Raw genomic sequence first — 26,269 nt, 5'->3', positions numbered from 1 at the left:
GACCAGTTGGTGACGCGTTTTGGTGACGACCTCGCAATCATGGATCACTTCAGTACCAAGCGGCTCACCGCAGAGCGGCTGAACGAAAGCCACCTCACCGACCTCGTCGCGTTGCATCTCGATGCCGAGGTCTCCCGCTATCTCGGTGGGGTGCGGACGCCCGAGGTCACGAAGACCTATCTCGCCACCAACATGGCCCATTGGGACCAGCACGGCTTCGGCCTCTGGGTGCTGCGAACGCAGGACGGAGCGTTCGTGGGACGCGCGGGCATCCGGCACATTCTCGTCGAGGACATCGACGAGATCGAGATCCTCTACGCGTACAAGCGCGAATTCTGGGGCCGGGGATTCGCAAGCGAGATCGCGGCCGCGATGACGGACATCGGGCTGTCGCATCACAAGCTGCCGTCCCTCATCGGCATCGTGAATGTCAGGAACGGTGCATCCCGCCGCGTGCTGGAAAGATCAGACTATCTCATCGAGCGGAACACGAACCGTCACGGCGAAGACGTCGTGATCTACCGCAAGTCGAGAGCCGTAAGTCCTCCTGCGCAGTGACAGTGGCAGCACGCCACCGCGCAGGAGGTTGAGCCGCCCAGCCCCTTAGTGCGGCCCAATGCACGCCGCGCTCATTCCCGTTCCAGACGGACCAAAGCTGCTTCTGCATGAACCACTTACCGCCCGCCGTGAGATGACAAAGCGCGTCTACATGTGTCAAATTCATCAAGGACAAAATTTGATGAGTCCTATGCATGCTCACCATCCGGCACATCGAGATCGTCAAGGCTCTCGCCCACCACCGTCATTTCGGACGCGCGGCCGAAGCACTCGGCATCACCCAATCGGCGCTGACGCGCGCGCTTCAGGCGCTTGAAGGCGAGCTCGGCGTGCGACTGTTCGACAGGGGAACGGGCGTGCCCGAGCCGACGATGTTCGGCCGCATCGTGCTGGAGCGAGGCGAGCCGGTGACGCGCAGCATGGACCTCCTGTCGCGCGAGATTCGTCTGGCCAGAGGGCTCGAAGTCGGCGAGATCACGGTGGTTGCCGGCACGTTTCCGTCCGAACTCTGGGTGCCGCAGGCACTCGGACGCCTCGCGATGGAATTTCCCAACCTCCGCTGTCGGCTCCGCTCAACTGAAGCCCGGTTCGCAGTCAAGGAGGTGCTGAACGGCAGCGCCGATATCGCGATCGCCGACCGGGTCGAGGTCCGCGAGCTCGACGATCTCGGGTTCGAGAAACTGGCCACCGTCAAGGTCGCGCTGTACTGCCGGCGCGGCCATCCGCTGCTGCGGCACAAGGTGATCAAGCCGGAGGATCTGCTGGACTATCCCCTCACCGGCCCCCGTCCCTCGCATTATTCATCCGAGGCGACCAACGGCGCCGGCGATAATCGTGCATTCAGGGTGCCCAAGTCCGGCGGCTTCGTTCCGCGGATCTGGGCCGAGAGCTTCGCCGCGATGCGCCAGGTAGCGATGGCGAGCGACGCAATCGGCTGGGCGCCAATCCCGCTTCTGGAGCCTTACTGGCGCAGGCGCGAACTCGCCCATCTGGTGATGAAGCCCGCGCCGATCGACATCGAATTCGGCCTCATCACCCAGCGGCACCGCACGCCAGCTCCGGCGGTGACGACTTTCATCAGGATCCTCTCAGCAATCGCCGCAAACAAACCCGTCCCCCGCGATCTGGCCTGAGCTACCGCATCGGGCCGCGAATAGCCGGATTGGCGGGTCAATGATCCGCACGCTTCGTCCAATTCTGGACCGACACGGCTCGACTGACGTCGCATCCTCAAGCATTGGGCCCGAGCCGGGCAATCCACAGGAACCAGTGCGGTTAACGGTTGTGCCGCTCCCGGTCCGAGGGTCCCCTTCGTTCGACCTGCCCGGGCCGGCCTCACGGACGGAACTCAATCCGACTGTGTGAGTTCCATAGAGACGGATTTTGTCCGGTCCAAGGGGCTGCTTTGCCCAAGACCGGCTTTCTTTTTGGGAATGCGTTAAGGGGGTGCAATGACCGATACGTCGACGGCTGCTTCCGACAACAGTCCCAAAGATTTGCCAAGAGTTTCGACCGGCAGCGACGGTTTGGATGACATTCTGGGCGGCGGTTTGGACGCCAACCGGATGTATCTCTATGAGGGTCGGCCGGGCACCGGCAAGACAACGATTGCGCTGCAATTTCTTCTCGAGGGCGCGAGGGGCGGCGAACGCGTGCTCTATATCTCCCTGTCCGAGACGAGGCGGGAGCTCGAGCTCGTAGCGCGTAGGCACGGCTGGTCCCTGCAAGGCGTGGACATCTTCGAACTGGTACCGCCGGAGACGACGCTCGATCCCGATCGGGAGCTCACGGTCTTCCATCCCGCCGAGATGGAGCTGAGCGAAACCACCAATCTGATCTTCAAGGAAGTCGAAAGGCTCAATCCCACCCGCGTGGTGCTCGACAGCCTGTCCGAACTGCGCCTCCTGGCGCAGAATCCGCTGCGCTACCGCCGCCAGGTGCTGGCCTTGAAGCACTTCTTCACCAACCGAAGTTGCACCGTCGTCCTCCTCGACGACCTCTCATCGTCTCAGGACGATCTGCAGCTGCATTCGATCGCGCACGGCGTCGTCATGCTGGAACAGCTCGCGATCGACTACGGGGCCGAGCGGCGACGGCTTCGCGTGATCAAGATGCGCGGCATCCGGTTTCGGGGCGGCTATCACGATTTTACGATTTCGCAAGGAGGCTTGCGCATCTTTCCCCGGCTCGTCGCGGCGGAACATCACAAGGCGTTCCGCGGCGAGTCCATGTCCAGCGGAAACCCCGAGCTGGATCGGCTCCTGGGAGGCGGGATCGAGCGGGGCACCAACGTGCTGCTCCTCGGCTCGGCCGGTGTGGGGAAATCGTCGCTCGCGCTCGCCTATGCCATCGCGGCGGCGGAACGCGGCGAGCACGCCGTCTTCTTCGCGTTCGATGAAGGCCGGGGAACGATCGAAGCACGGGCTCTTACGCTGGGCCTGCCCCTGCAGAAACACCTCGATTCCGGCAAAGTGCGATTTCAACAGATTGATCCCGCCGAATTGTCGCCCGGTGAGTTCGCAGCAACGCTTCGTCAAAGCGTCGAGGTCGACGGCGCCCGCATTGTCGTTATCGACAGCCTGAACGGCTATTTGAACGCGATGCCGGACGAGCGCTTTCTCATCCTGCAGATGCATGAGCTGCTGAGCTATCTGGCGCAGCAGGGTGTGCTCACCATCCTGATCCTCGCGCAGCATGGGCTGGTGGGCCCAATGGAAACGCCGCTCGACCTCAGCTATTTGAGCGATGCAGTGTTGATGTTGCGCTATTTCGAGTTCGGCGGAACGGTGCGGCGCGCTCTTTCCGTCGTGAAGAAGCGCAGCGGCAACCACGAGCATACCATCCGCGAGTTCCGGCTCGGCAGCACCGGGATCAAGCTCGGCCCGCCCCTCCAGGAGTTCAGTGGCATCTTTTCCGGCAATCCGCATTATACCGGCACGGCACTCCCGGAAGGATCGATCGAATGAACGCGGCTCGCGATAGCCGCGTTCTCATATTCGCCCCGATCGGACGCGATGGACCGGCATCAGCCGAGCTCTTCCGCAACTCCCATCTGGAAGCGGTGAACTGCCGAAGCCTGCCCGAACTCGTCAGCGCGATGAGCGAAGGCGTGGGCGCCGTCTTTCTCGCCGAGGAAGGATTGTTCGGGAAGGACACGGCACCGCTGGCCCAATGGATCGCGGCGCAACCGCCATGGTCCGACCTGCCCTTTGTCGTCCTCACCAGCCATCGAGAACAGCCGGCTGTCGTTGCGTGGCGACGCAGCATCGTCGAACTTCTCCGCAACGTTTCGCTGCTCGAACGTCCGGTTCAGCCGATCACACTAACCAGCACGGTTCAATCCGCGATGAGGGCGCGACGGCGCCAGTATGAAATCCGGGCCCTGCTCCAGGCCCGCGAGCAGACGGCGCAAGACCTCGAGAAGCTGGTGGTCGAGCGCACGCGCGAGCTGAAGGAGGCCAACGAGCAGTTGCGTCTCGAAATGAACGAGCGCGCCCGCGTCGAGGAAACGCTGCGCCAGGCCCAGAAGATCGAGGCCATCGGCCAGCTCACCGGCGGCGTAGCTCACGACTTCAACAATCTGCTGATGGTGATTTCCGGTGGCCTCGACATGCTCGACCGCCAGACCGATCCAAACCGCCGCCGCCGCTTGATGGAGGGGATGATCCAGGCGGCGCAGCGCGGCGCCAGCCTGACCAAGCAGCTTCTGGCGTTTTCGCGCAGGCAGACACTTCGTCCCGAGCCCGTCGACGTTGCCGTGCAGATCGGCGGGATGCGTGAACTGCTCGATCGCAGCCTGCGGGGCGACGTCCATGTCGAGTTCGATTTCCCGGAGCAGCTCTGGCCAGTGGAGGTCGATCCCGGTGAACTCGAACTGGTCATTCTGAACCTGGCCGTCAATGCCCGCGATGCCATGCCCAATGGCGGCACGATCGTCGTGCGCGGGGAGAATCTCCCTGGTTTCAACGACGAGCAGATCACGGGCGACTATGTCCGGCTATCCGTCGTCGACACCGGTATCGGCATGTCTCCCGAGATCCTGGCGCGCGTGTTCGAGCCGTTCTTCACGACCAAGGACGTGGGAAAGGGCTCCGGCCTGGGACTCGCGCAGGTCCACGGATTTGCGACCCAGTCCCGCGGCACCGTACGAATTCAATCGGAAGTCGGCCGGGGCACGAGCATTGCGCTGTACCTGCCTCGATCGCACGATCTTCCCACCAGCGGGCGACACCTGATCGACCTCACACGGGTGCGGCCGAAAAAGAGCAACCAGGGCAAGGTCCTGCTGGTGGAAGACGACGACGAAGTTGCCGCGCTGGTCAGCGAGATGCTCGGCCAGCTTGGTTACGACGTCACGCGCGCCGCCAGCGCTGCCGCGGCTCTCGGCGCCCTGGCCGATGGCCGCTCGGTCGATGTTGTTTTTTCGGATATCATGATGCCCGGCGGCATGAACGGCGTCGAGCTCGCACGCGAGATCAGAAAACGGCGAGGCCACATCCCGGTGTTGTTGACCAGCGGATATGCCGAAGCTTCGGCCCACGATGCCCACGCAGCGGGCGTCCAGATCCTGGCGAAGCCCTACCACATCGACGAGCTGGCGGCAGCGCTGAGCGCGGCAAGATCAAAACTACGGCCCGACGCAGGATCCAAGCGCTCCAATTCCGGCTGAGAGCGTTCGATGATTCGCTGCGCTACGAAGTCTTACCTGAAATATCCCAGCACGAGATCGACATCCGAGCCGCCGGCGACCGTGCCGTTCAGCTCGGCGTCGATGACGCGGCGGCAGGCTTCGATCGCGGCGTGGTCGCCGAGATCGTTTGCGGCTTCCAGAACGAGCCAGGCCGCGTCCACCGACGCCTTGTCCGGTGCACCGCCGATATCGGCGGTGAGAGCACTGTTGAGGTTCTTCTTGCGAACGGCGGTGCCGAATTGAGGCAACATTGCAAATACTCCCCTGTCGAATTCCTGATCAGTGGACCTGAAGCTCGGGCTGACGGCCCGTAGCGGAATCGGCACCCGCGCTGTTCTTGCGCGACTGGTAGAACTTCAGAACGCTGCGCGAGGTCTCGATCTTGAGCCGGCCGAAATCGCGCTCGTTGTCGTGAAGCTCGCGCGCCGTGATCAGATGATCCTTGGCGCCGAGGAACAACAACGACATGGTCGTGTCCCAGGAGAAGTCGAGCGCCTTGCACAGCACCAGAATCATCTCGCGGTTGCGGTCCATCATCGCGCGCTCGATCACGTCCACCGGCAGCGCCGACAGCAGCGACAGGCCGATCTGCACCTCGTCGAAGCGATGCTGGCGCGCATAGCTCGAGATCGAATCCTGATTGAGGTTGCCCTGGCGATACTGCGTCGTCACGACCCGCTTGGCGACGAAATAGCTGCGCGAGGACGGGCCGAACTTGGACTGAAGATCGCCGGTGACCTCGGTCACCGAGCTCTGGATCTGCGCCATCATTTCGGGCCGCTCGGTCTCGAGGCGGCGGCGGACGTCCTCCGACGCCTTCGAGATCAGCTGCTGGAAGATGTGACGCGGCACGTCCTTGCGCAGGCCGAGCTGCTCGGCGAGGATCGAATCGCCTTCGGCGCGGCGAACCATGTGCAGCAGGCCCGAACCGGAAAAGCGCGCGCCCTCGTTCCTTGCCACCGACGTCACGACCTCCTGATCGCCGCGCTTGACCAGCACGTCGGTCACGGCCTCGCCGATCGACTTGCGCTGGGCGATCGCGAGCAGATGCGACTGGCCCTTGGTCATGGCGCTCTCGACCAGCATCTTCTCGTCGAGACGATTGGACTCGCGCAGCACAGGACCGGCGACCTCGATCTCGTCGTCGAGGGCGAGCTTTTCGATGACGTTGAGGGGAGCGTGATCGCACGCCGCCATCAGCTCCGAAAGCTGCGCCCGCGCGGCGACCTCGATCTCTTCGGCGAGCCGGCCGATGACCTCGCCGAACATGCTGATCTCGTCGTCGCTGTAGCGTCCGGTGATCAGAATGTCGGTCGCATGCCACAACGCCTTCGCCCGGCTTTCGTCGGTGCCGCGCGCGATCGCATCGTCCAGATCCTGCAGAAGCGATTTCGCCCCGTTCATCTCGATATCCCCAGTTCTTGGCCGTTCTTTGCGAACCGTCGCGCCTCAGTTGACGCGACGCCGAATTCCTCTGGAAACGACGCTAGAGATGAAACGCGAGAATTCAGTAAAATCGGCAAATCAGTTTTGCCGGGCAAAATTCATTCAAATGCGAGAGAATGGGTTAAGCAGTGCGAAGGGCGCTGCGCAAGAGGTGCGCTGCCTGTCCCGCAAGCGGGAGAGGTGGGCCAACTCGCGGCCCGATCTGCGCAAAACCAAGTCGCACTTCACGGATTCTGCGGCGTCAGCACCAGCGGCGGTTTTGGCCGGGGCTTTGCGGGCGCAGGGCCCGGCGCAGGCCTCACGTCGATCGGCGGCGGCAGCGGTGCGAGCTGTTGGCTCGCCAGCGGCGGGCTCGGCGCGGCGGGCGCGGCCTGCGGGGCCCTCGGCGTCGGAGCAGCCCTGGGTTCGATCTTGGGGTCGATCTTGGGTTCAACTCTAGACTTCGACGGCGGACGGCGCGGGTCCTGGCCCGGCAGCGGCACATTGCCAGGCGCTTGCTCGGGCGCTGCGTCCGGAGACACCAGCGTCGGCAGCGCCGCGGTCGCCGGTGGCGGCTCGCCGCGCTCGATGGCATCGAGCCGGCGCGTCTCGCGGTCGATCGTGCGAACCGCAAGCCACGAGGACAGCGGCGCGAGGTCGATGATGCGACTGAGCTTGTCCGGAGGTCCCGCCGCGAACAACTGGATCTCCGGCGGGGCGCCGGAGAGGCCGGTCATGATCGGCGTCAGGCTGGCGCGGATGTCGGCCTGGTCGGCGGGGATGTCGTAGCCGCCGGAGACAATGGCGCGGGCGTTCTTCGCTTCCAGCGGCGTCGCGCCGACGCGCAGTCGTCCGTCGCGGATCGTGAACGGGATTTGCGCCGAGGCCACCGCAATCGGTGCAGCGGCAAGCGCGGGCTCGACGAGCTGCCGCAAGCGGTTGTCGTCGGCGACCTGGCCGCCGTCGCTGGCGCGGATCGCGATCTCGAAGGCGCGCGGATTGAGGCCGCTGATTTCCGCGGAGGCCAGCGTCACCGTGCCGTTGCCGGCGAGCGCGCCGGTGAGGGCCGAGACGCTGCGGCCCTGGCTGGTCAGCGCCATCTGCATGGAGACGCGCCCCTTCGGCAGCGCGAGATCGCGATAGCGCAGCGTCGCTGCATCGACATTGCCGAGCTCGATACGCGCATTCAACGCAAGACCGCTCGCGCCGTTGCGCGCGTCAAAGCTCGCCGACATCTCGCCGCCGCCGACGCCGCCTTTCAGCGCATCAAGCGCGAGCGACTGGCCGTCGCTGCGGATCATGCCGCCGAACGGGCGCAGCTCGATGCCGCCGGGCAACATCCCGCGCAACGCCTGGAACGCGATCCGACCGCGCCAGCCGGTGACGAGCCCTGCGCTCAACGGCTCGCCCGTATCATGCCCGGCTGCGCCGATCGCCATCGCCAGCGCCGGGGCAAGATCGAGCGTATCGAGACCGACTTCGCCGTCGACGCTCTTCTCCGGATCCAGCGTCACGGCCAGATGGCCGCGCAGATGCGAGCCGGCCGCATTGCCGTCGAGATCGTCGAAGATCAGGCGATTGCCCGTCAGCGTGAGGCGGGAGGACAGGCTGACCTTCTGCGCCGATTTGTCGGTTGGGCCGGTCCCGAGCAGCGGCGCCAGATTGACGTTGCGCACGCGCAGATTCACGCTGGCTTTCGGCTCCGACAATTCGACACTGCCCTGCGCATCGGCATCCAGACCGCCGCCGCTGAGCTTTGCGTTCAATTGCATCGGCCGCCGCCAGGCGCCGGTCAGCTTGCCCTCGAATTGTGAAGCGCCCTCGCCTGCGGCCGCCACGCGATCGAGCCCGAGCAGCGCCAGCAGTGCTCCGGCCTGGGGCGCCGAGACTTTCGACTCGAGTGTGAAATCGCTGTTCCTCAGCCGGTCGAGATCAATGCCGCCAATGGCGGCTGCCGGCATCTGCGCGGCCAGCGTGGTGGTCGCCTTGAGCTGCGGCGCGTCGAGCTCGAGCACCGCGCGGGCATTGCTGCGATCGGCATGCTCGGCATTCCTGTCGAGGCTGAGATCGAGCTTGAGGCGCGTCGCGCCCGGCAGCGCCGGGATGGAGTCGAAGCGCGCGCGCACCGTGGGCGCAAACGGCTCGATCAGCGCGGTGAGCTCACGCAGCGAATTGGACGAGGATTTCAGTGCGAGCCTTCCGGTGGCTTTGGTGCGGTCGAAGCTGCCGCTCGCCTCGGTGGTCACGCCGCTCGCCTGGCCGAAGCGCAGCTGCTCCAGCGACAGCGATGCGGGGCCATAGCCGAGCTTTGCAGCGAACGGGCGCAACTCCTGGCCGGCGGAGATCGCCCGGCCGATATCGAGCGAGAGCTTTGCCTCTTCCGGCCATTCGCCTTGCGGACCCGCGAGCGCGCGCACGAAGCTTGCGGCGGCGTCGAGGTCGAGCCGGTCGGCCTTGAGCTCGGCGTCGATCCGCGAGCCCTTGCTCGCGCCTGTTTGCACGAAGGCGATGCGGCCTTGCACAGCGCCGCCTTCGATGTCGGCCTTCAGCCCGTCGATGGCGAGATGATTGGCGGCGATCGTCACGTCGCCGGCAAGGCGCAGCGGCCGCGTGCTGCGGCGGTTGATCTCGCTGCGGCCCTGGAGCCAGGCCATCAGCGTATCCGGGTCGGACGATTCGACGCTGAGACGGCCGCTGAAACTGTCGGCGCCGGGCGTCGCGCCGTTGAGCGAGAGCTGCGTCATGCCGGGGGCCCGCAGCTCGAGCCGCTGGAAGGTCCAGGATCGTCCGTCGGTCTGAAGCTCGGCCGAGATGTTCTGGAGCGGACGGCCGCCGAGCATGATCTGGTCGGAGTTGAACTCGATCTGCGCCGGGATCGGCGCCTGCGGAATTGCGGCAAGCCCTGCGCGCAGCGCCGGCAGGATGCGGAGCGGCTCGGCATCGCCCTTGGCCGTGAGCCTGTCGGCATCGACCTGGCGCGCCGACAGCACCGCGCGCAGCAGCGGCGAGGCGCCGAACTTGAGGTCGCCGACGCCGCCGAGCTTCAGCGCGCTGTCTTCAGGGCCGAAACCCGCGTCGATCTGCTCGAACTTCGCGCCGGCCGGATCCGCCTTGAGCTTGGTCGTCAGCTTCCACGGCGTCGGCCCCGCCTCGCCCGCCTTCTTGGCCGCCGGTACGGCCAGCGTCAGAACGCCGTCGAATTTCGGCAGGCGGTTGTCGAAGGCGAGCACGCCTTCGAGATCGGCGAGGATGGCGCGCTCGCCGGGATCGATGTTGAGGTGCAGACGGGTGGCGTTGCCGTCGGCGCTCGGGCCGGAGGAGACGCGGAACGGATAGCGCACCCCGGCGGCAGTGAAACCGCCGTCGCCGCGGACCGAGCCGGCAAGCGAGCGGACGTCGCCGGAAAAGGCGATGTCGTTCAGCTCCAGCGTCGAGCGGCTGGCGGCGTCGTGCAGGGCAATGCGGCCGGTAAGATTGAGCCGCTCGATGGCGAGGGATGCCAGATTGAAGGTGCCGCTCGCGGTGGAGGGCAGATCGACCCGTCCACGGGCATCGAGGCCGAGATCGACCGCCATGCCGCCCACGGAAAGCTCGGTGGCGCGCCATTCGCCGCGCATCAGGGAGCCCAGGCTGAACTCGACGTCGAGCTTGTCGGCGCGCAGGCGGCCGAGATCGTTGTTGCCGCCGAAGGTGACCTGGCGCAGCCGCAGCGTCGGCGCCGGCAGCAGCCGTGCGTCGAGCTCGCCCGCGACCCGCACCGGCACGCCGATGATCTTGCCAGCCTCCGCCTCGAACTGGGGCCTGAACTGGTTCCAGTCGACGTAGTAAGGCCCGATCAGCGCGGCCAGCAGCGCAATGATGAAGGCAATCGCCAATCCGAGCAGCGTCGTCTGCACGGGTCTCCCCTCGGCCAAACCGGCACCCGGACCAAACCCTGGCCTTATTGGACTTCAGGCGTGCCGGAACAGTCCCTTATATAGGGGGAAGTGTGGCGAAGTCACAGCGACTGTTGCGCGCGGAGGTTAACGCCGGGACGCCTTTACCAGCTCGCCGGCAGCCGCTTGAGGCCGCGCAGCACGAAGGTCGGCCGCCATTCCGGGTTTTCGACGTCGTCGATGCGCAGATCGGGCAGCCGCCGCAGCAGCGTGGCAATGGCGATCTCGGCCTCGATGCGCGCCAATTGAGCGCCCAGGCAGAAATGGATGCCGCCGCCGAACGACAGCGGCTTCACGTTCTGGCGGGTGACATCAAGCCGGTCCGGCCGATCGGGATAGATTGCCGGATCGCGGTTGGCCGAGCCGAGCAGGCACAGCACGGTCTCGCCCTTGGGGATCCTCTTGCCGCCGAGATCGTCGATATCCTCCAGCGCGACGCGTCCAGTCATCTGCACCGAGGAATCGTAGCGCAGGAACTCCTCGATCGCGCCTTCCATCAGCTCGGGGCGCGCCTTGAGCAGCGCAAGCTGGTCCGGATTGCGGTGAAGCGCCAGAAGGCCGTTGCCGATCAGGTTCACCGTGGTCTCGTGGCCGGCGCCGAACAGAAGGATGATGTTCGCGGTCAACTCCTCGTTGGTGAGCTTGTTGCCGTCCTCCTCTGCCTGCACGAGCTGGGTGGTGAGATCATCCCCGGGATTGCGCCGGCGCAGCTCGAATAGCTGCTGGAAATACATCTGCGCCATCAGGTTGCCCTCGTTGCCCTTCTTGATCTCCTCCGGTGAGAGGGGCACGGGATCGAGCAGCCGCCCGCCGTCGCGCGAGCTCTTGTAGAAGACCTCGCGATGATCCTCGGGGATGCCGAGCATCTCGCAGATGATGGTGACGGGCAGGCGGAAAGCGAAATCCTCGATCAGGTCCATGTGGCCGCGGTCGGTCACGGCATCGATGGCCTGGTCGACGATCTCCTGGATGCGCGGCCGCATGTCCTCGACCCGGCGCGCGGTGAAGGCCTTCACGACGAGGCCGCGCAGGCGGGTGTGGTCGGGCGGATCGGCCTGCAGCATCCAGTGGCTCATGCTGCGGAACACCGGCTCGTCCATGATCTTGTCGCTGTAGCGGCGCTTGGAGCGCTCGACGAAATCCTTGCCGAAGCGCCTGTCGCGCAACACCAGGCTGACATCGGCGTGGCGGCTAGTGACGAACTGACCGAACGGCGTGACATGGACCGGATCGATCGTGCGCAGCCGGTCGTAATGCGGATAGGGATCGCGGATGAAATCCGGCGAGAGCGGGTTGAACAGCGGTGCGCCGCCGGCGCCCTGCAAATGCTCGTTCATGGTGACCTCAAATCGGTTGCCGCATGACACGCATACGCCGATCGCAGCCCCACTGCCCGGCGTAACCATCCCTGAATTTATCAACTCGATACATTGTTGTATCGAATTGCATCCTGCCCTAACCTCGTCCGATGTCAAGGGCGAGAACCAGGCCGACCAGGGACGATACGCGCGACAGACTGTTCGAGGCGGCCGCGCGCGTGTTCGAGGAGGACGGCATCGGCGGCGCCAGCATCGAGGCGATTGCGGCGGCGGCAGGCTTCACCCGCGGCGCGTTCTATTCGAACTTCAGGAGCAAGGACGAGCTGATCATCGCCATGCTCGAGGACCATGTCGAGCAGTCGATCCGCCGCAACATGGACATCCTTGCCGAGCACGACAATCTCGACGATTTCATCGCGGCGCTGAAGACGATGGACCGCAGCCGGCAGGACCCGCTCGGCCGCGCGCCGCTGCTGCACATGGAGATGATCCTGTTCGTCGCGCGCGCCGAGAAGCGCCGGCCCGAGCTCGCCAAACGGCTGCGCGCGCGGCGCAAGCTGGTCGCCGACATCGTCGAGGCCACGCTGACCAGCAACGGACGCAATCACAACCTGAACCCATCGTGGATGGCGTCGGTGGTGCTGGCGCTGGAAGACGGCTTTCGCCTGCACCGGCTGATCGATCCCGAGACCACGCCGGCCGACAGCTTTCTGCGCGCGATTACGGATTTGCGGCGGAGGACGGGATTGGCAACGAAGTCGAATCCGTAATCAATCGCGTCACGCGCCTGTTGGCCGTGCTCCAAATATCACAAGCGCTCCTGAACTTGGCCGCGCGCGGTGCGTGCGGCCTTCCAGTCGCTGCCGGGGCACGAGCTTCATCGTGAACGGCGCGCGGCCGGATCCCGATTCCGCGCTTGCCGGCGCGACCGCCGAGACCAAGTGGCCCAACGGATTCTCGGTCGGTGCGGCGTTCGAAAGCGAGTTCTCCGGCAATCTCACCAGTTATGCCGGCAAGGGAGTCGTCAAAGACAGCTGGTGAGCTGCAGCTCGTGCCTACTTCTTCTTTGTAGGTCCGAAATCCGGCTGCCAGGCGGCGTCCTTGCGGCTCGGAGCCGCGGCGATGACCTTGGACTTCTCCTTCTTCGGCTTCTTGGTTTCGCGATTGCCGCGTTGCTGACCCTTCGCCATGTCGCTCTCCTCTGGTGGTTTGAGTTGGTCGAATTCATCCGGCTGGAGCACCCGTCCGCGCGGGGTGCAGACTCTGACATCCATGTAGCCTTCGCGCAGCAGCTTTCGAGCGTAGCGCAGCGCGACCGTCGCGGTGCCGCGGCCGAGATTGGAACTGCCATATTCGTTCGTTCCGCTGACCAGATATGGCAGTCGTGTCAGCCTAGCCATGCAGGATGGCCGCACCGCACACGAGAAGCAGAAGAGACAGCGGAACGATCACCGGCGGCACGATTCGTTCCGAGATGCGAACACGCGACATCGAACGCTCCTGCGAAGCCTTCGGCGGGAGCACACGTGACCCTCAGTCACCGGTCGAAGCCGTGCAGACGTGCGGTGATGGCAGTAACGCTACGCCCTTGCCGAACCAATAGCGAGCGTAAAATCCCTCGCGGGCGACTATTGCGCCGTGACATCGTCGTTAGCCGACGCGGTGACGATAGTGCTGGCTATCGCGGCGCCAAAGGCGCATGGTTTGGGGTGCCGGCACCGGTTGGGGCTTCACTTGCGAAAGGCAGGCGTGCATGACCATCCGCTCGCGGCGAGAAACCGTCACCTTCAGGCATCCCTTCAGCGTTCGCGGCATCGACCGCGTCTTGCCGGCCGGCGCCTATGAGGTCGTCACTGACGAAGAGACGATCGACGGCCTGACCTTCGCCGCCTATCGCCGCATCGCCACGATGATTACCGTGCCCGCCGAAGGTGCGGCCGGCACCATGGAGAGGCTGTCGATCGGCTCAGTGGACCTTGCGAATGCGCAAGCCGCAGACGCGAGCATCTGCAATGACTGACCACCCGGTCGATCTCGACAAGCACCGCGGCATGGCCGCACAGAAGGCGACCGACCTGCGCCGCGCGCTCGCGGACGTCGAAGCCCAGGTCAGGGAGCTGCGCGAACGCGAGGCCGATCTCGAGCACCGCATGATGACGGTGCCGTCCGCGTCCTGGGCGGAGGCCGCGGTGAAAGCGCGTCATTTGCTCAACCTCTATGCCGCGGGCCTACCAGCCGAGGACACGCGCCACCGCGCGCTCGTGTCAGCCCTGCTCGACGATTTCGCTCGGCTGTCGGGGGAGAGCTGAGGCGAACGACCGCCGCCTGCATTCTCAACACGTGCCACGCGCGACGGGAAAGCAGGCGGCCGGTCGCCGGGAGTTTGAGGGCACGATCGTGCCCGGCAATCACGGAACGGAGCAAGCCATGACATTGACCAGCGGCCACTTCATCAGCCACGAATACGACCGGATGATCGTCCGGTTCTCGATGCATGACGGCACCAGGGAGGTTCCTTGCGCGATCTCGACCTCCGCGATGGACGATCTCGAGCGCGGCCCGAAAGTCAGGCCCGAGCAGCGGGAGGCCCAGTTCACCCGCCTGCGGGATCGCATCGAAGCGCGCGCGGCGAGCAAATATCGTGCGACGGAGTTCGAAGGCACGCCGCCCGGCATCGTGCTACGCGGCATCGATTTCAGGCCATAGGAGCCGGCAGCACCGCGACAGCCGGCTGCATGGCAGAAGGACCCGATCGTCGCGGACCCATGATCGCAGCCAGCTCGAACGTTTTCTCTACTCCGTCCGCGCCTTGATCTCCGGCAAGGGCGCCTTGCGTTCAAAGGGTTTCTTTTTCGGCGGCGCGGGCAGCAATCCCTCTCTGATCGCCTGCTTCCTGGCGAGCTTGCGGGCGCGCCGAATGGCTTCAGATTTCTCGCGGGTCTTTCTCTCCGACGGCTTTTCATAGGAACGCCGTTGCTTCATTTCCCGGAAGACGCCCTCGCGCTGCATCTTCTTCTTGAGAACGCGGAGAGCCTGGTCGACATTGTTGTCTCTGACGAGTACGTGCAATTGATCCTCCGAGCTGGGGGCTGCGAATGCGACACGTCCTGCAGGGCAGCCAATTGCGCAGGAGCTTCGTTGCGATTGTTGAGGATGGCAGCGGCGACACTCGTCGCGGCTTGGATGAGCTGATCTGCTTGTCACAGCGATGCAGCTTGTGCGGCGTGAACGTGACCATCGTCGTGCAGCGCTGTCAATCGCTAACGCTTGCCGGTCGATGGACACAAACCGCCTCGACCGGAACAGCGGAAGTGCCTCGCACAAAACAAACTGGCTTAGCTCCTTGCAAAATCGTGGAAATCATATATATTGAAGCCGTTCGATTAGCCGCTGTGCCTTGTTGAATGCGCCCGCGGGCTCCTTTTCCAGAGACATCGACGAAGTTGAAGATCGCCGCGTGATTGTCGCGCGGAATGCGCTTGCGCGCTTTGGAGAAGAAGATGGCGACAGGTACTGTGAAGTGGTTCAATGGCCAAAAGGGCTTCGGTTTCATTCAGCCGAACGACGGCGGCAACGATGTGTTCGTTCACATCAGCGCCGTTGAAAAGGCCGGTCTTGCAGGTCTCGCTGAGGGCCAACAGGTCAATTTCGAGGCCAAGACCGACAAGATGCGAGGCAAAGTCAGCGCCGAGAACCTCTCGCTGGCTTGATATCGTGGCGCCGTTTCACGGATGTACTGAAACGGCCGCCCTGCCCGCTCAATCCCAGGATTGAGCGGGTTTAGTCGTTTTCGGAGCCGGGCGAGCGATGAGCACCAAGAAGCCGGCAGAGCCGTCACCCGAAAGCGTCGCGCGGTCCGTCCGCCGGCGCCTGGCCGCTGAAGACGGAGCGCAGGCCATGGCCGATGCCGAAAGGCAGGCCGTCGATGTTCGCAAGAACATGGCGCGCCTCCGAGAGGCGCGCGAGGCCAAGGAAGCGGCAGACGAAGCTCTTCGGCTCGCCTCGCCGGCACCAGCACTCAAGAAGCGTTCACGGAAGCCGGCGCGCTAGTCGTCTTCAGACCGCCACCGGAATTTGGGGGGCCGCTCACATGCCGGAGAGTGCAGATCGTGCCTAGAATCAAACCAGACCACGGAACCATCACCTTCTTTCTCGCGTCCGGCGCAGATCGGCAGTTGTGCCGGCTTGCCACGACATTCAACACGCAGAAGCAGGCCTTCAGCTATTTGCAGAAGCATCGAACGGAGTTCGAGCGTATGGCCCGTGCGCGCCTTGCTTCGGGAGAGCTCGAAGACGGGATTGTCGTGCTTTCGATGTTCTAGTCGGAGCGAAGACGTGAGCATGAGCACTTTCGCCGGTCGCAGTTGACCGGTCGAACTCTCTCGCAGACAGCATCGCTCTCAAGGCGCGAATCCTGAACTCTGCTGATGGGAGTTCGCGGCGGAGTGAGGGTGGCCAACGTTTGATGGAATCCATTCCCGGCGAAGCGGACTCCCGTTCGATCCCGGAATGGCTGATTATCGACTACAGGCCGAGAACCGACTTGACGGATCCAGCTTCGCTGAAAGACCAGTCGATCGGCTTGTTCTCCGTCAGGAAGACGATTGAATTGGCTGGATCAAAGCCGATCTTGGCCAGTCGACCGCGAACGTCCTTGTACAAAGCTTCCTTTTGCACGTCGGAGCGGCCCGCAAGCAACGTGATTTCAATGATGACGGTCGAGTTCGGATCGCGTCGCCCCAAGAACGTCGGATGACAGATCATCTCGCCTGGAGGGTACCGCGAGATCAAGCAAAAGTCGTCGTCCGGATTGACGCCGCAGGTGGCCACGAGACTTGCATGGAGGCACGCATTGATGGCTTGGCATGTCTCAGTCGCCAATTCCAGCGGGACGTGAAGTCGGTTGAACGGCATCTGTCTTGTCAGGCCCGATACGCATCATTCGATGCGCGGAGATATCCGATCTCTGGTTCCCGAGCAACACGCCCCCAAGGCCTAAGCCGACCGCCTCACCTCGTCACTCCCCGCCGCCGCAACATCAAGCCGGCCCAGCATCGCCCTGGCCTGCTCCGCGCAGTGCTCGATCAGCCAGCGCTCGAAGGCGACGGGGGGAAGCGCGGGGGCGTAGAGGAAGCCTTGCACGACGTCGCAGCCGAGCTCGGCCAGCGTCTTGCGCTGGCCTTCGGTCTCGACGCCCTCGGCGACGACGGTCATGCCGAGGCCCTGGCCGACGCGGACCACGGCGGTGGCAATCGCGAGCGCGCCCGCGTCGTTCTCGATGTCGCGCATGAAGCTGCGGTCGATCTTTAATTCGCGGATCGGCAGATGCGCGAGCCGGCTGAGGCTCGAATAGCCTGTGCCGAAATCGTCGACGGCGAGGCCGACACCGAGCTCGCGAATCGCGTTCATGGTCTCCAGCGCGGCGACGCCGTCCTGCATGAACGCGCCTTCGGTGATCTCCAGCATCAGGGCGTCGGCCGGCAGGTCGTATTCGGCGAGGATGTCCTTGAGCCGCGCGGCCAGCGTGACGTTACGGAAATTGATCGGCGACAGGTTCACCGAGACGCAGGGAATGCTGAGCCCGGCGCGGCGCCAGCTCGCCATCTGGCGGCAGGCCTCGCGCACCGACCACAGGCCGATCTGCTCGATCAGGCCGCACTCCTCGGCCAGCGGGATGAACCTTGCAGGCGAGACGTCGCCGAGCACGGCATCGCGCCAGCGCGAGAGTGCCTCGACGCCGTGAATGGCGCCGTCGCAACTGCGGATCTGCGGCTGATAACTCAGGCTCAGCGCGCCTTCCGCGATGGCGCGGCGGAGCGCTGCGATCAGTGCCAGGCGCTGCTCGGCGAGCCCGTTCATCTCGGCGCAGAACAGGCGATGGGTCGAGCGCCCGGCCTGCTTGGCCATGTACATGGCGGCGTCGGCCTGCTGCATCAAGGTGTCAATGTCGGTAGCATGATCGGGATAGAGGCTGATGCCGATGCTGGCCGACATCGGCATCAGCTTCGATCCGAGCCGTAAGGGTGCGGCGAGCGCTTCCGTGATCCCGGCTGCGACGCGCTCGGCGTCTTGCGCGTTGCGTTGCGGCAGCAGGATGACGAATTCGTCGCCGCCGAGCCGGCCCAGCATGTCTCCGGGCCCGATCTGCTCGCGCAGGCGCTGGGCGAGCTGGATCAGCAGCTCGTCGCCGGCGGCGTGACCCAGCGTATCGTTGACGTCCTTGAAATGATCGACGTCCAGGAAGGCCAGCGCCACATGGCTGCCGGTCGGGCACGCGTCGATCGCGGTGGTGATGAGGTGCCGCAGCTGCGCACGGTTCGGCAGGCCGGTGAGGATGTCGTGATAGGCGAGCCGTGCGATCTCGGCGCGCGCTTCCTTGCGCTCGATCGCGAAGGCACCGAGATTGACGCAGGCCTCGACGATGCGCCGGTGCCAATTGCTGGGCGCGCGGGGCTCCCGATAGTAGAAGGCGAAGGTCGCGATGACGCGGCCGTCCTTGGCCTTGACCGGGGTCGACCAGCAGGCCCGCAGGCCGATCGCGAGCGGCATCGCCTTGTACGGCTGCCAGCGCGGATCGGTCTCGAGATCGGTCGCCAGCACTGGTTCGCCATAGAAGGCGGCGGTGCCGCAAGAGCCGACATTGGGGCCAATCACGACACCGTCCAATGCGCGGGAATAGTCCTCGGGCAGGCTGGGGCCGCCGAGCGGATGGATCAGGCCGGCGGCATCGATGTGGAGCAGCGAACAGACGACGTCGGGCGCGATCTCCTCGACACGGCGGCAGAGCCGGTCGGCGATCTCGCCGATCGGCACCTCGTCGGCGAGCGCGCTCATGATGAGCTGCTGGAGCGAGCGCAGCTGCTTGGTCTCGGTGATGTCATCGAGCAGCGCGAAGATATGCTTGACCCGGCCCTTCCTGTCGCGGAAGGCATCGATCCGGGCGCTGACCCAGATCTCCTCGCCGTCCTTGGTATAGGTCAGGACCTCGGCTTCACCGCCCGGACCGCCCTTGATGAGACGCCGTCCGAGCCGCGTCAGCGCTTTGCGGTGGGTGTGAGGGCCGGCCAGCAGATCGGTCACCCGCCGCCCCTCGGCTTCCGCGGGGGAATGGCCGAACAGCGTGGTGAACGCCGCATTGGTGTAGCGGATGCCGAGCTGGGTGTCCGTGATGAGCACGGCGCGGTTGGTCTGGTCCGAGACGGCGTCGAGCAGCGCGATCCGCGCGCGTCGTTCGGCTTCGGTGGTCACGTCGCGCGCGAACACGACGCGATGGGCCACGCCACCGCTTGCGACCGAAGAAAGCGAGATGGCCGCCCGTATCCGGCTGCCATCGGGACGTGTGAGGCTGATCTCGTCGCGAAACTCCGCGATCGAATCGTCCTGAAGACACTTCAAGGTGAGAATGCCGGCATCGCGGCCGAGCACGTCGGTGCGCGCCAGCTTCCAGATCCGCTCGGCGCCGGCGTTGAAATGCGTGACGCGCCGCGCGCCGTCGACGATGATGATGGCATCGTCGGTGCGTTCCAGCGCGGCCAGCAGCACGCCCGGCATTTCCGTCACGAGGCAATCGGAGGCAGACATCATTTGGACCGTGAGAGCGTCGGGAAGAAGCGGCAATGGCCCGACGTTAACGCGCGGAAGGTGTCCAAGACGTTTTTGCAATCCCGGCTGCATTCGCCAATGCTGCCACGTGCTTAACGTTCGGCGAAACAGACACAGGCAATGCAGCGCGTCTGGAACCTACTCGGCGACTCGGCCCTGGAGCTTGTGCAGCCGGCCGGCAACGGCCCGCACCTTGCGCGGCGCAGCCTGCCAGATCGAGAGCGCCGACAATCCGCTCATGACGATGGCGATGCCGAAGGCGAGCGTGTAGTCGCCGGCGCGATCGTAGAGGACGCCGGTCACCCAGGGACCGGCGGCACCGCCCGCCAGCGCCGCCAGCATGATCGTACCGAAAATGCTGCCCTGATGCCTGCCCTGAAAAATCTCGAACACCACCGCGCCCATGATCGAGGTGAGGCCGTAGCCCAGCGCGCCTTGCGCGAACACCATCACATAGACCAGCCAGAGCGACGGCTGAAACTTCAGTGCCATCAGCGCGGCAAAGCTGATCGCAAAGCCGGCGCAGCTGATCGCCCACACCCATTCCCGCCCGATCCGGTCGGAGACATGGCCGAGCAGGATCTGGCCCGGAATGCCGAGCAGGCTGACGAGGCCGAGCGCCCACACCGCGACGCCAGGGCTGAAGCCGATGTCGAGCAGGAATTTGGTCTGGTGCACCTGCACCGCGTACCAGATGTACAGACCGCAGAAATAGCCGAGCGCGATCCACCAGAACCGCGCGGTCGCGACGGCGCGCTTCAGTGTCCATTCGGTGCCGACCCAGACCGGATCGACGATATTGGAGACGGGCGATGCCGCTCCCGCAGCTGGAGCGGCATCGCCGTCCGGCTGCAGGCCGATATCCTCGGGTCGTTTGTGCAGCAACAAGTTGATCGGCGCCAGCACGACCAGGATGAGCAGCCCCATCGCGGTGCAGGCGGTGCGCCAGCCGGTCTGTTCGATCATGAGCTGCACCCACGGCAGCAGCGTCACCGAGCCGATGCCGACGCCGGCAAAGGCAATGCCGATGGCGAAGCCGCGTTTGCGGATGAACCAGTTCGGCAGAAATAGTGACTGGCCGGAATAGCCGAGACACACCGAGCCGGCACCGACCATGACGCCGATGGTGACATAGAGATGCCAGGGCGTGCTCGTGAGCGGCGCAAGCAACAACCCGCCGCCCATCAGTACGACACCGAGCTCCATCACCGCGCGCGGGCCGGCGCGATCCATCAGGCGGCCGATCAGCGGACTGACTACACCCGACACCACGAAGCCGAATGAGAAGGCGCCGGCGGTGATGCCGCGCTCCCAGCCGAATTCGGAGATGATGGGAGGAAAGAACAGCGAAAAGGCGGTACGCGCGTTGACGCCGATGGCCATCGTGACGAAGGTCACGACGACCACGACCCAGCCGTAGAAGAACGGAAGCCGCATTGTTTTGTTTATTTCATCCCTGGACGGTCCTTCCGACCATCTGGGGGTGTCCGGGTCAAGCTATTTTCGCGTGACGCCGCTTTTGGCGCGCAACAGTCGGACATGATGGAGGCGCGTCAGCGCCGTCCCGAAGGACGAGGCGCGCCCTCAGGCGGCGTCGCGGCGTGGCGACTTGACGGGTTCGTCGAACAGGATCCGCTCGATCGGCTGCGGGCGACCGAACAGATAACCTTGCGCAAAGTTGACGCCGAGCGCCTTCAGCCGATCGAACTCCTCGCGGGTTTCGACGCCTTCCGCGGTGACCGACATGTCCAGCCCGCGCGCCAGCGTCACGATCGCGGAGATGATGGCGGAGCTGCGCGGCTGATGTGTGAGGTTGCGGATGAACGACTTGTCGATCTTGATCTTGTCGAACGGGAACGCCGTCAGATAGCTCAGCGAGGAATAGCCGGTGCCGAAATCGTCGAGCGCGAGCTCGATGCCGAGCTGCTTCAATCGCTGCATGAAGTCGTGGTTCTCGCTGCCGCGCTCCAGCAGCACGGATTCCGTGATCTCGATCTCGAGCCGCTGGGGCGGCAGGCCGGAATCGGCGAGTGCCGCGCAGATCATCTCGAACAACTCGGCTTCCTTGAACTGGATCGGCGACAGGTTGACCGCGACCGAAAGGCCGGGAGGCCAGCCGGCCGCGTCCGCGCAGGCGCGCCGCAGCACGAACTCGCCGAGCGGCACGATCAGCCCGGTCTCCTCAGCGAGCGAAATGAACTGGTCCGGAGGGATCAGGCCGCGTGTCGGATGCCGCCAGCGCACCAGGGCCTCGAAGCCGTGCCGCTCGCCGCTGAGGGCGTCGACGAACGGCTGGTAATGCACCTCAAGCTGGCAGCGCGCGATCGCATCGCGCAGGTCCCCCTCCAGCGTGTTGCGGGCCTCCAGCTCGGCCGACATGGCCTCGTCGTAGATGGTGAAGCAGTTGCGGCCCGCCGATTTCGAACGATAGAGCGCAAGGTCCGCCTTCTTCAGAAGCTGCTCCTGGTCGCGGCCGTGATCCGGCGCGACGGCGATGCCGATGCTGGTGCCGATCTCGACGCGATGACCGGGCAGGAGGAACGGTTCGGTCAAGAGCTTGGCGATCCGCCCCGCCAGCTCGGTCGAGCAGGCGCGCTGATCCTGACACCGCTCCTGGATGATGGCGAACTCGTCGCCGCCGAGCCGTGCCAGCACGTCGCCGGCGTGCACGGCCGATCTCAGCCGCTGCGCCACCTGGCGCAGCAGCGCGTCGCCGGCACCGTGACCGAGGGAGTCGTTGACGTTCTTGAAGCGGTCGAGGTCGAGCATCAGGATCGAGAAGGTCGGCGCGCCATCCTCCAGCCGTCCATTGAGCTCGTCGAGCCGGGCGAGGAAGAAGGCGCGGTTCGGCAGTCCGGTCAGAATGTCGGTCTGGGCGAGCTCGAGCACCCGCCGGTTGGCGAGCGTCAGCCGCCGCGAATTGCGGCTGGCGAGCATCAGATAGGTCGACAGCGACAGCGTCAGCAGCATGCCGACGATCAGCACCGCGCCCGCGCGATCATAAGTCGTCTCCAGCGGACCGCCGGCAGTTGGCACCGCCCGCACCTGCCAATCGGTATCGCCGATCTTGAGACTACCCGACCAATGCAGCGCCCGCGCGACATCCCGCATCGACTGCGGCGCCGTCGCCGCCGACGAATAGTCCGGCAACATCTGCTCCAGGCTGATGATCTGGCCGATAAAGGGCGGATAGACGTTCATGCTGACCGCGGAGCTTGCTCCGGTCGACACGCGAATGGACTGAATCAGCAGCGGCAGATCGAAAATGCCGATGACGAAGCCGGAGAGATTGCGGCGACGGTCCGCGACCGTCTCGCGCGAGGTTCCCTTGGCGTAGACGGGAACGGCAACGAGGACATCGGGCAGCCTGCCCCCCTCCCTCGGCTCGAACAGGCGCGTGCGAATGGCTGCGACCCTATCGTTGTCGCGCGCGCGCTCCAAGATCGCGCGGCGCTCCGGAACGGTGCCGTAGTCCATGCCGTAGACCGACGAGGTCTTCGGCTGGGTCGAGTAGAACACCGGAAAATATTCGTCGCTCTGCGGCGCAGTCGCGAAGCTTTCGCCCTGAAGCGACTTGATGCGATAGCCGGAAACGCCGTCCGAAATCGCCGCGGCCTCGTATTCCGCGCGCTCCTTGCGGTTGAGGCGTGGCAGCCAGCCGATGCGCAGCATGCCGGGATGGCGCTCGAACAGACGGGCGCTGAAAGTCTCGAATTCACTGCGGGTGACTTCGTCGTTGGTCGATTCGAACAGCGTACGCAGCGCGAGGACCCGGGAGATGTATTCGCCCATGCCGTTCTGCATGACGATCGCTTCGGTTTCGGCCGCGTTCTCGAACTCGATTCTGTTGACGCGATCTTCCCACCGCGCCACGGCGGCCGCGCCCACGACCGAGAACAGAAGACCGACGCCGGCCGCGACGAGCGCAGGGCGATAAAGTCCGAGCAGCGGCGCAGCACGCCACCATCCGGTTGTCGCACGCCTCCGATCCTGATCGTTCCGATCGCGAACGCCCATCTTGAAGCCGCCGTCCCCTAGTCTGCGACGCCGAACCTCTGGTTGAGGCATCGACGCCGTTATCGGAGCAAGACCGCGGTTAAGAACTGCACAATTTCGGGAACCGGATCGTCATGCAACGCGTGAATTAGTTAATGAAGTGCGTGAATGACCCGGCGTTGTGGAAACAATCTGCCGGTTTTGCCCGGAACACTACGGGCCGCCGGCGCGCACCCGGTTAGCGAGCTATTCAGGTGCGGGAGCTATCTTGCCCACGTCTTATTTTATCCATCCGGCAAGATCTCCCGATGTATCGATTTCGATCAGCGACATCCGTCGTCCTGACCATCGCGCTCCTGACCGCGGCCATGCTTCCGGCGAAGGCCGACGAGGCCGGCGTCAGCGAGGATGCGATCCTGTTCGGCCAGGCTGCCGCACTGGAAGGCCCCTCCTCCGCACTCGGACGTCACATGCGGCAAGGCATCGTCGCGGCGTTCACCGAGATCAACGCCAAGGGCGGCGTCCACGGTCGCAAGCTCCAGCTCATCAGCCGCGATGACGGCTACGATCCCGACCGTTCGGTGGCGCAGACGTTGCGCCTGATCGACGACGACAAGGTGTTCGCGCTGATCGGCGCAGTGGGCACGCCGACCGCCATGGCGACCATTTCGATCACCAGCGCCCGGAACGTGCCCTTCATCGGGCCGTTCACCGGCGCCGAGTTCCTGCGCGATCTCGAGCTTGCGAACGTCGTCAACATCCGCGCGAGTTACGGTGCGGAGGCCGAAGCGTGGATCAAGCACCTCACCGAGGATCGCAAGTTCACACGCATCGGCATCTTCTACCAGGACGATTCCTTCGGCCGCGACGGCCTGTCCGGCGTAAAGCGCGCGCTCGCGAGGCGTGGCCTGGAGCTCGCCGCCGAAGGCACCTTCGAGCGCAACACCCGCGCCGTCACGGCCGCCTGGCGAATGATCAAGCGCGCCGAACCGGAGGCCGTCGTGATGGTCGGGACCTACGGCCCCTGCGCGGAGTTCATCAAGCTTGCGCACCGCCGCGGCTTCCATCCGACCTTCGTCAACGTCTCCTTCGTCGGCGCCACTGCGCTCGCCAAGGAACTCGGCCCCGAAGGCGAAGGCGTCATCGTCTCGCAAGTCGTGCCGTTCCCGTGGGATCGCTCGCTCAAGCTCGTTGCCGACTACCAGGCAGCGCAGAAGGCGTTCGACCCGACGCTGACACCGGACTTCGTGTCGCTGGAAGGCTATCTCTCCGGTCGCCTCGCGGCTGCGGCCCTGGAAAAGGCCGGGCCGAAGCCGACGCGCGCAAGCCTGCTTCGCGCCATCAACGATGTCGGCCGCTTCGACATCAGCGGCAGCATCATCAGCGTCGGCCTGCGCATGCTCGACACGCCGCCGAAGGTATTTTTGACGGTGATCCAGAAGGACGGCACGTTCCGGGCGGTGGACCGGCTTTAGGGGCGCCGCGTCCAGCGCTCGGCGTTGACCGCCCCCGGCGGGACCACGCCTCTGACGATTGCGTCCACCTGCCGCACGGTTTCCAGCGACTGGTATTCGATCGCCTGCGGCGTCAGCCCGCCGACATGCGGCGTGGCGACCACGTTGGGGAGCTTCGCCAGCTCCGGCGTCGGCATCTGATCGGGGGCGCGACCGACATCCATCGCCGCGCCGGCGATGCGACCATCGCGCAAGGCGCGCGCCAGCGCCGCCTCTTCGACGAGATTGCCGCGCGACAGATTGATGAACATTGCATGCTTCTGCATGCGCGCCAGCGCCGCCTCGCCGATCAGATTTTCGGTCTGCTCATTCGCAATCGCAAGACAGACGACGTAGTCCGACGCAGCGAGGAGCTCGTCGAGCGGGACCTGCCGGATGGCGGCATCGCTGACATCGACGAAGGGATCGGCGACCAGCACCTCCATGCGCAGCACCTTTGCCACCTCGGCAAGATAGCGCCCGATGCTGCCATAACCAATGATGCCGAGCTTGCTGCCGGCGAGCTGGCGGCCCATCCGCGCCTCGGGTTTGCGGCCGGCCTGGTAGTCGGCGGTGGTGCGCGAGACGCCGCGGGACAGATCGACCATGAAGCCGAGCGCGAGTTCGGCCACGGCCTGCACGAAGCCGGGGCCCGCGCGGGTCACGAGCACGCCGGCTTGCGAGGCGGCGTCGACATTGACGTTGCGGATGTCGACGGCACAGCGGACGAAGGCCCGCAAACGGGGCAATTGCGCAAAAATCTCGCCGCGACCTTCTGTCATCCGGTCGGCGACGATGATGTCGACTTCCCTCGCCGCGCGCACGAGGCCGGTGGCGTCCAAGGGCTCCTCTCCCTCGTGCAGAATCACCTCGGCGGCCGCACGCAGGCCGTTCAAGCTGCGATCGCCGTAATAGTTTCGCCGCATCTCAGGCGTGTGGGCCAGCAGGACTTTCACAGCAGAACTCCTTCAGTCGCCGTATATGCGAGGCAGCGCTGTCGAACGCGATGGCACGAAGGCTATGCCGAGCCAGGCAGGGAAACGTCACCGCGCAGCAGCGCTCCCGCGCAGAGCCGGCATCAATCCAATTGAGCATGGATCGATGTGCAATTCACCATGGATCGACCCCGAATGATGCTTCCGGCGCGGTAGACGTCCTGCCCCATTTTGCCGCACGGCGAACGTGATCCAGGGCACAGACGGACTGATGGCGGCCCCCTAGAAAAAGTGACATCATTGCGCCCATTGCCAA

Annotated in this window: 24 protein-coding genes; 13 read left to right on the top strand and 11 right to left on the bottom strand. The window is 65.0% G+C overall.

Annotation, left to right across the window (positions count from 1 at the left end):
- Nucleotides 1-39 precede the first annotated feature (39 nt).
- From RX330_RS07485 to RX330_RS07470, 4 genes are all read left to right on the top strand, one after another.
- Nucleotides 40-558, top strand: coding sequence for a GNAT family N-acetyltransferase (locus tag RX330_RS07485; RefSeq protein ID WP_317242570.1), 519 nt, complete (start codon nucleotides 40-42; stop codon nucleotides 556-558).
- Between the two features lie 194 nt (nucleotides 559-752).
- Nucleotides 753-1,691, top strand: a complete 939-nt coding sequence (locus RX330_RS07480) for a LysR family transcriptional regulator (protein WP_317242569.1) — start codon at nucleotides 753-755, stop codon at nucleotides 1,689-1,691.
- Between the two features lie 318 nt (nucleotides 1,692-2,009).
- Nucleotides 2,010-3,524, top strand: a complete 1,515-nt coding sequence (locus RX330_RS07475; protein ID WP_212080673.1) for an ATPase domain-containing protein — start codon at nucleotides 2,010-2,012, stop codon at nucleotides 3,522-3,524.
- Entirely contained in the window at nucleotides 3,521-5,227 is a 1,707-nt protein-coding gene (locus RX330_RS07470; RefSeq protein WP_212080672.1) for an ATP-binding protein, read from the top strand. The genes RX330_RS07475 and RX330_RS07470 overlap by 4 nt, the downstream gene beginning before the upstream one ends.
- Nucleotides 5,228-5,259: 32 nt before the next feature.
- On the opposite strand, the gene RX330_RS07465 is transcribed toward RX330_RS07470, so the two are convergent.
- From RX330_RS07465 to RX330_RS07450, 4 genes are all read right to left on the bottom strand, one after another.
- Nucleotides 5,260-5,499, bottom strand: coding sequence for a hypothetical protein (locus RX330_RS07465; protein ID WP_317242568.1), 240 nt, complete (start codon nucleotides 5,497-5,499; stop codon nucleotides 5,260-5,262).
- Nucleotides 5,500-5,527: 28 nt separating this feature from the next.
- Nucleotides 5,528-6,652 carry a DUF2336 domain-containing protein gene (locus RX330_RS07460; protein WP_212080670.1) on the bottom strand — a complete coding sequence of 375 codons (1,125 nt, stop codon included), beginning with the start codon at nucleotides 6,650-6,652 and terminating at the stop codon, nucleotides 5,528-5,530.
- A gap of 266 nt (nucleotides 6,653-6,918) precedes the next feature.
- Nucleotides 6,919-10,569, bottom strand: coding sequence for an AsmA-like C-terminal region-containing protein (locus RX330_RS07455; protein ID WP_317242567.1), 3,651 nt, complete (start codon nucleotides 10,567-10,569; stop codon nucleotides 6,919-6,921).
- 143 nt (nucleotides 10,570-10,712) lie between these two features.
- Nucleotides 10,713-11,945, bottom strand: coding sequence for a cytochrome P450 (locus tag RX330_RS07450; protein WP_317242566.1), 1,233 nt, complete (start codon nucleotides 11,943-11,945; stop codon nucleotides 10,713-10,715).
- A gap of 131 nt (nucleotides 11,946-12,076) precedes the next feature.
- On the opposite strand from RX330_RS07450, the gene RX330_RS07445 reads away from it, so the two are divergent.
- Both RX330_RS07445 and RX330_RS07440 read left to right on the top strand, forming a co-directional pair.
- On the top strand, nucleotides 12,077-12,697 hold the full coding sequence (locus RX330_RS07445) for a TetR/AcrR family transcriptional regulator (protein WP_212080667.1): 621 nt from the start codon (nucleotides 12,077-12,079) through the stop codon (nucleotides 12,695-12,697).
- Between the two features lie 112 nt (nucleotides 12,698-12,809).
- On the top strand, nucleotides 12,810-12,968 hold the full coding sequence (locus RX330_RS07440; RefSeq protein ID WP_212080666.1) for a hypothetical protein: 159 nt from the start codon (nucleotides 12,810-12,812) through the stop codon (nucleotides 12,966-12,968).
- A gap of 14 nt (nucleotides 12,969-12,982) precedes the next feature.
- On the opposite strand, the gene RX330_RS07435 is transcribed toward RX330_RS07440, so the two are convergent.
- The gene (locus tag RX330_RS07435) at nucleotides 12,983-13,327 is read right to left on the bottom strand and encodes a hypothetical protein (RefSeq protein WP_249152884.1); all 345 of its coding nucleotides are present in this window, start codon (nucleotides 13,325-13,327) and stop codon (nucleotides 12,983-12,985) included.
- Between the two features lie 353 nt (nucleotides 13,328-13,680).
- Here RX330_RS07435 and RX330_RS07430 point away from each other — a divergent pair, with 353 nt between their 5' ends.
- The 3 genes from RX330_RS07430 (at nucleotide 13,681) to RX330_RS07420 (ending at nucleotide 14,633) form a co-directional block, all read left to right on the top strand.
- Nucleotides 13,681-13,947, top strand: coding sequence for a hypothetical protein (locus RX330_RS07430; RefSeq protein WP_212080665.1), 267 nt, complete (start codon nucleotides 13,681-13,683; stop codon nucleotides 13,945-13,947).
- On the top strand, nucleotides 13,940-14,236 hold the full coding sequence (locus RX330_RS07425; RefSeq protein ID WP_212080664.1) for a hypothetical protein: 297 nt from the start codon (nucleotides 13,940-13,942) through the stop codon (nucleotides 14,234-14,236). Before RX330_RS07430 ends, RX330_RS07425 begins: the two co-directional genes overlap by 8 nt.
- A gap of 118 nt (nucleotides 14,237-14,354) precedes the next feature.
- Nucleotides 14,355-14,633 (top strand): DUF1488 domain-containing protein, encoded by a 279-nt coding sequence (locus RX330_RS07420; protein WP_212080663.1) that lies wholly within the window; start codon nucleotides 14,355-14,357, stop codon nucleotides 14,631-14,633.
- A gap of 87 nt (nucleotides 14,634-14,720) precedes the next feature.
- Here the strand turns inward: RX330_RS07420 and rpsU are convergent, their stop codons facing one another.
- Nucleotides 14,721-14,996, bottom strand: coding sequence for a 30S ribosomal protein S21 (gene rpsU, locus RX330_RS07415; protein WP_061847124.1), 276 nt, complete (start codon nucleotides 14,994-14,996; stop codon nucleotides 14,721-14,723).
- Nucleotides 14,997-15,427: 431 nt separating this feature from the next.
- Between rpsU and RX330_RS07410 the strand changes: the two genes are divergently transcribed.
- From RX330_RS07410 to RX330_RS07400, 3 genes are all read left to right on the top strand, one after another.
- Nucleotides 15,428-15,637, top strand: a complete 210-nt coding sequence (locus RX330_RS07410) for a cold-shock protein (RefSeq protein WP_212080790.1) — start codon at nucleotides 15,428-15,430, stop codon at nucleotides 15,635-15,637.
- A 97-nt stretch (nucleotides 15,638-15,734) separates the two neighbouring features.
- Nucleotides 15,735-15,977, top strand: a complete 243-nt coding sequence (locus RX330_RS07405) for a transcriptional regulator (protein WP_212080662.1) — start codon at nucleotides 15,735-15,737, stop codon at nucleotides 15,975-15,977.
- Nucleotides 15,978-16,027: 50 nt separating this feature from the next.
- Entirely contained in the window at nucleotides 16,028-16,249 is a 222-nt protein-coding gene (locus tag RX330_RS07400; protein WP_317242565.1) for a hypothetical protein, read from the top strand.
- 202 nt (nucleotides 16,250-16,451) lie between these two features.
- Here RX330_RS07400 and RX330_RS07395 read toward each other — a convergent pair whose 3' ends face one another.
- From RX330_RS07395 to RX330_RS07380, 4 genes are all read right to left on the bottom strand, one after another.
- Nucleotides 16,452-16,841, bottom strand: a complete 390-nt coding sequence (locus RX330_RS07395; protein ID WP_317242564.1) for a tautomerase family protein — start codon at nucleotides 16,839-16,841, stop codon at nucleotides 16,452-16,454.
- Nucleotides 16,842-16,922: 81 nt separating this feature from the next.
- Nucleotides 16,923-19,508, bottom strand: coding sequence for an EAL domain-containing protein (locus RX330_RS07390; protein ID WP_317243856.1), 2,586 nt, complete (start codon nucleotides 19,506-19,508; stop codon nucleotides 16,923-16,925).
- Between the two features lie 159 nt (nucleotides 19,509-19,667).
- Nucleotides 19,668-20,966 (bottom strand): MFS transporter, encoded by a 1,299-nt coding sequence (locus RX330_RS07385; protein WP_317242563.1) that lies wholly within the window; start codon nucleotides 20,964-20,966, stop codon nucleotides 19,668-19,670.
- Between the two features lie 147 nt (nucleotides 20,967-21,113).
- Entirely contained in the window at nucleotides 21,114-23,546 is a 2,433-nt protein-coding gene (locus RX330_RS07380) for an EAL domain-containing protein (RefSeq protein WP_317242562.1), read from the bottom strand.
- 287 nt (nucleotides 23,547-23,833) lie between these two features.
- Here RX330_RS07380 and RX330_RS07375 point away from each other — a divergent pair, with 287 nt between their 5' ends.
- Nucleotides 23,834-25,000 carry an ABC transporter substrate-binding protein gene (locus RX330_RS07375; protein ID WP_212080657.1) on the top strand — a complete coding sequence of 389 codons (1,167 nt, stop codon included), beginning with the start codon at nucleotides 23,834-23,836 and terminating at the stop codon, nucleotides 24,998-25,000.
- Here the strand turns inward: RX330_RS07375 and RX330_RS07370 are convergent.
- A complete protein-coding gene (locus RX330_RS07370) occupies nucleotides 24,997-25,974 on the bottom strand; it encodes a hydroxyacid dehydrogenase (RefSeq protein WP_212080656.1) in 978 nt (325 codons plus the stop codon). The two genes, RX330_RS07375 and RX330_RS07370, sit on opposite strands and share 4 nt — an antisense overlap.
- Nucleotides 25,975-26,269 lie beyond the last annotated feature (295 nt).

Source organism: Bradyrhizobium sp. NDS-1 (genome assembly GCF_032918005.1).
Lineage (GTDB): Bacteria > Pseudomonadota > Alphaproteobacteria > Rhizobiales > Xanthobacteraceae > Bradyrhizobium > Bradyrhizobium tunisiense.
This window is presented reverse-complemented; position numbering and strand designations above follow the sequence as displayed.

Excerpts from the sequence above, each read along its gene's own strand:
- RX330_RS07480 (WP_317242569.1), top strand. The coding sequence starts at position 753 with ATGCTCACCATCCGGCACATCGAGATCGTCAAGGCTCTCGCCCACCAC.
- RX330_RS07485 (WP_317242570.1), top strand. The coding sequence starts at position 40 with ATGGATCACTTCAGTACCAAGCGGCTCACCGCAGAGCGGCTGAACGAA.
- RX330_RS07425 (WP_212080664.1), top strand. The coding sequence starts at position 13,940 with ATGACTGACCACCCGGTCGATCTCGACAAGCACCGCGGCATGGCCGCA.
- RX330_RS07385 (WP_317242563.1), bottom strand. The coding sequence starts at position 20,966 with ATGCGGCTTCCGTTCTTCTACGGCTGGGTCGTGGTCGTCGTGACCTTC.
- RX330_RS07470 (WP_212080672.1), top strand. The coding sequence starts at position 3,521 with ATGAACGCGGCTCGCGATAGCCGCGTTCTCATATTCGCCCCGATCGGA.
- RX330_RS07420 (WP_212080663.1), top strand. The coding sequence starts at position 14,355 with ATGACATTGACCAGCGGCCACTTCATCAGCCACGAATACGACCGGATG.
- RX330_RS07460 (WP_212080670.1), bottom strand. The coding sequence starts at position 6,652 with ATGAACGGGGCGAAATCGCTTCTGCAGGATCTGGACGATGCGATCGCG.
- RX330_RS07450 (WP_317242566.1), bottom strand. The coding sequence starts at position 11,945 with ATGAACGAGCATTTGCAGGGCGCCGGCGGCGCACCGCTGTTCAACCCG.
- RX330_RS07475 (WP_212080673.1), top strand. The coding sequence starts at position 2,010 with ATGACCGATACGTCGACGGCTGCTTCCGACAACAGTCCCAAAGATTTG.
- RX330_RS07410 (WP_212080790.1), top strand. The coding sequence starts at position 15,428 with ATGGCGACAGGTACTGTGAAGTGGTTCAATGGCCAAAAGGGCTTCGGT.
- RX330_RS07430 (WP_212080665.1), top strand. The coding sequence starts at position 13,681 with ATGACCATCCGCTCGCGGCGAGAAACCGTCACCTTCAGGCATCCCTTC.
- RX330_RS07465 (WP_317242568.1), bottom strand. The coding sequence starts at position 5,499 with ATGTTGCCTCAATTCGGCACCGCCGTTCGCAAGAAGAACCTCAACAGT.
- RX330_RS07375 (WP_212080657.1), top strand. The coding sequence starts at position 23,834 with ATGTATCGATTTCGATCAGCGACATCCGTCGTCCTGACCATCGCGCTC.
- RX330_RS07380 (WP_317242562.1), bottom strand. The coding sequence starts at position 23,546 with ATGGGCGTTCGCGATCGGAACGATCAGGATCGGAGGCGTGCGACAACC.
- RX330_RS07405 (WP_212080662.1), top strand. The coding sequence starts at position 15,735 with ATGAGCACCAAGAAGCCGGCAGAGCCGTCACCCGAAAGCGTCGCGCGG.
- RX330_RS07445 (WP_212080667.1), top strand. The coding sequence starts at position 12,077 with ATGTCAAGGGCGAGAACCAGGCCGACCAGGGACGATACGCGCGACAGA.
- RX330_RS07435 (WP_249152884.1), bottom strand. The coding sequence starts at position 13,327 with ATGGCTAGGCTGACACGACTGCCATATCTGGTCAGCGGAACGAACGAA.
- RX330_RS07390 (WP_317243856.1), bottom strand. The coding sequence starts at position 19,508 with ATGTCTGCCTCCGATTGCCTCGTGACGGAAATGCCGGGCGTGCTGCTG.
- RX330_RS07395 (WP_317242564.1), bottom strand. The coding sequence starts at position 16,841 with ATGCCGTTCAACCGACTTCACGTCCCGCTGGAATTGGCGACTGAGACA.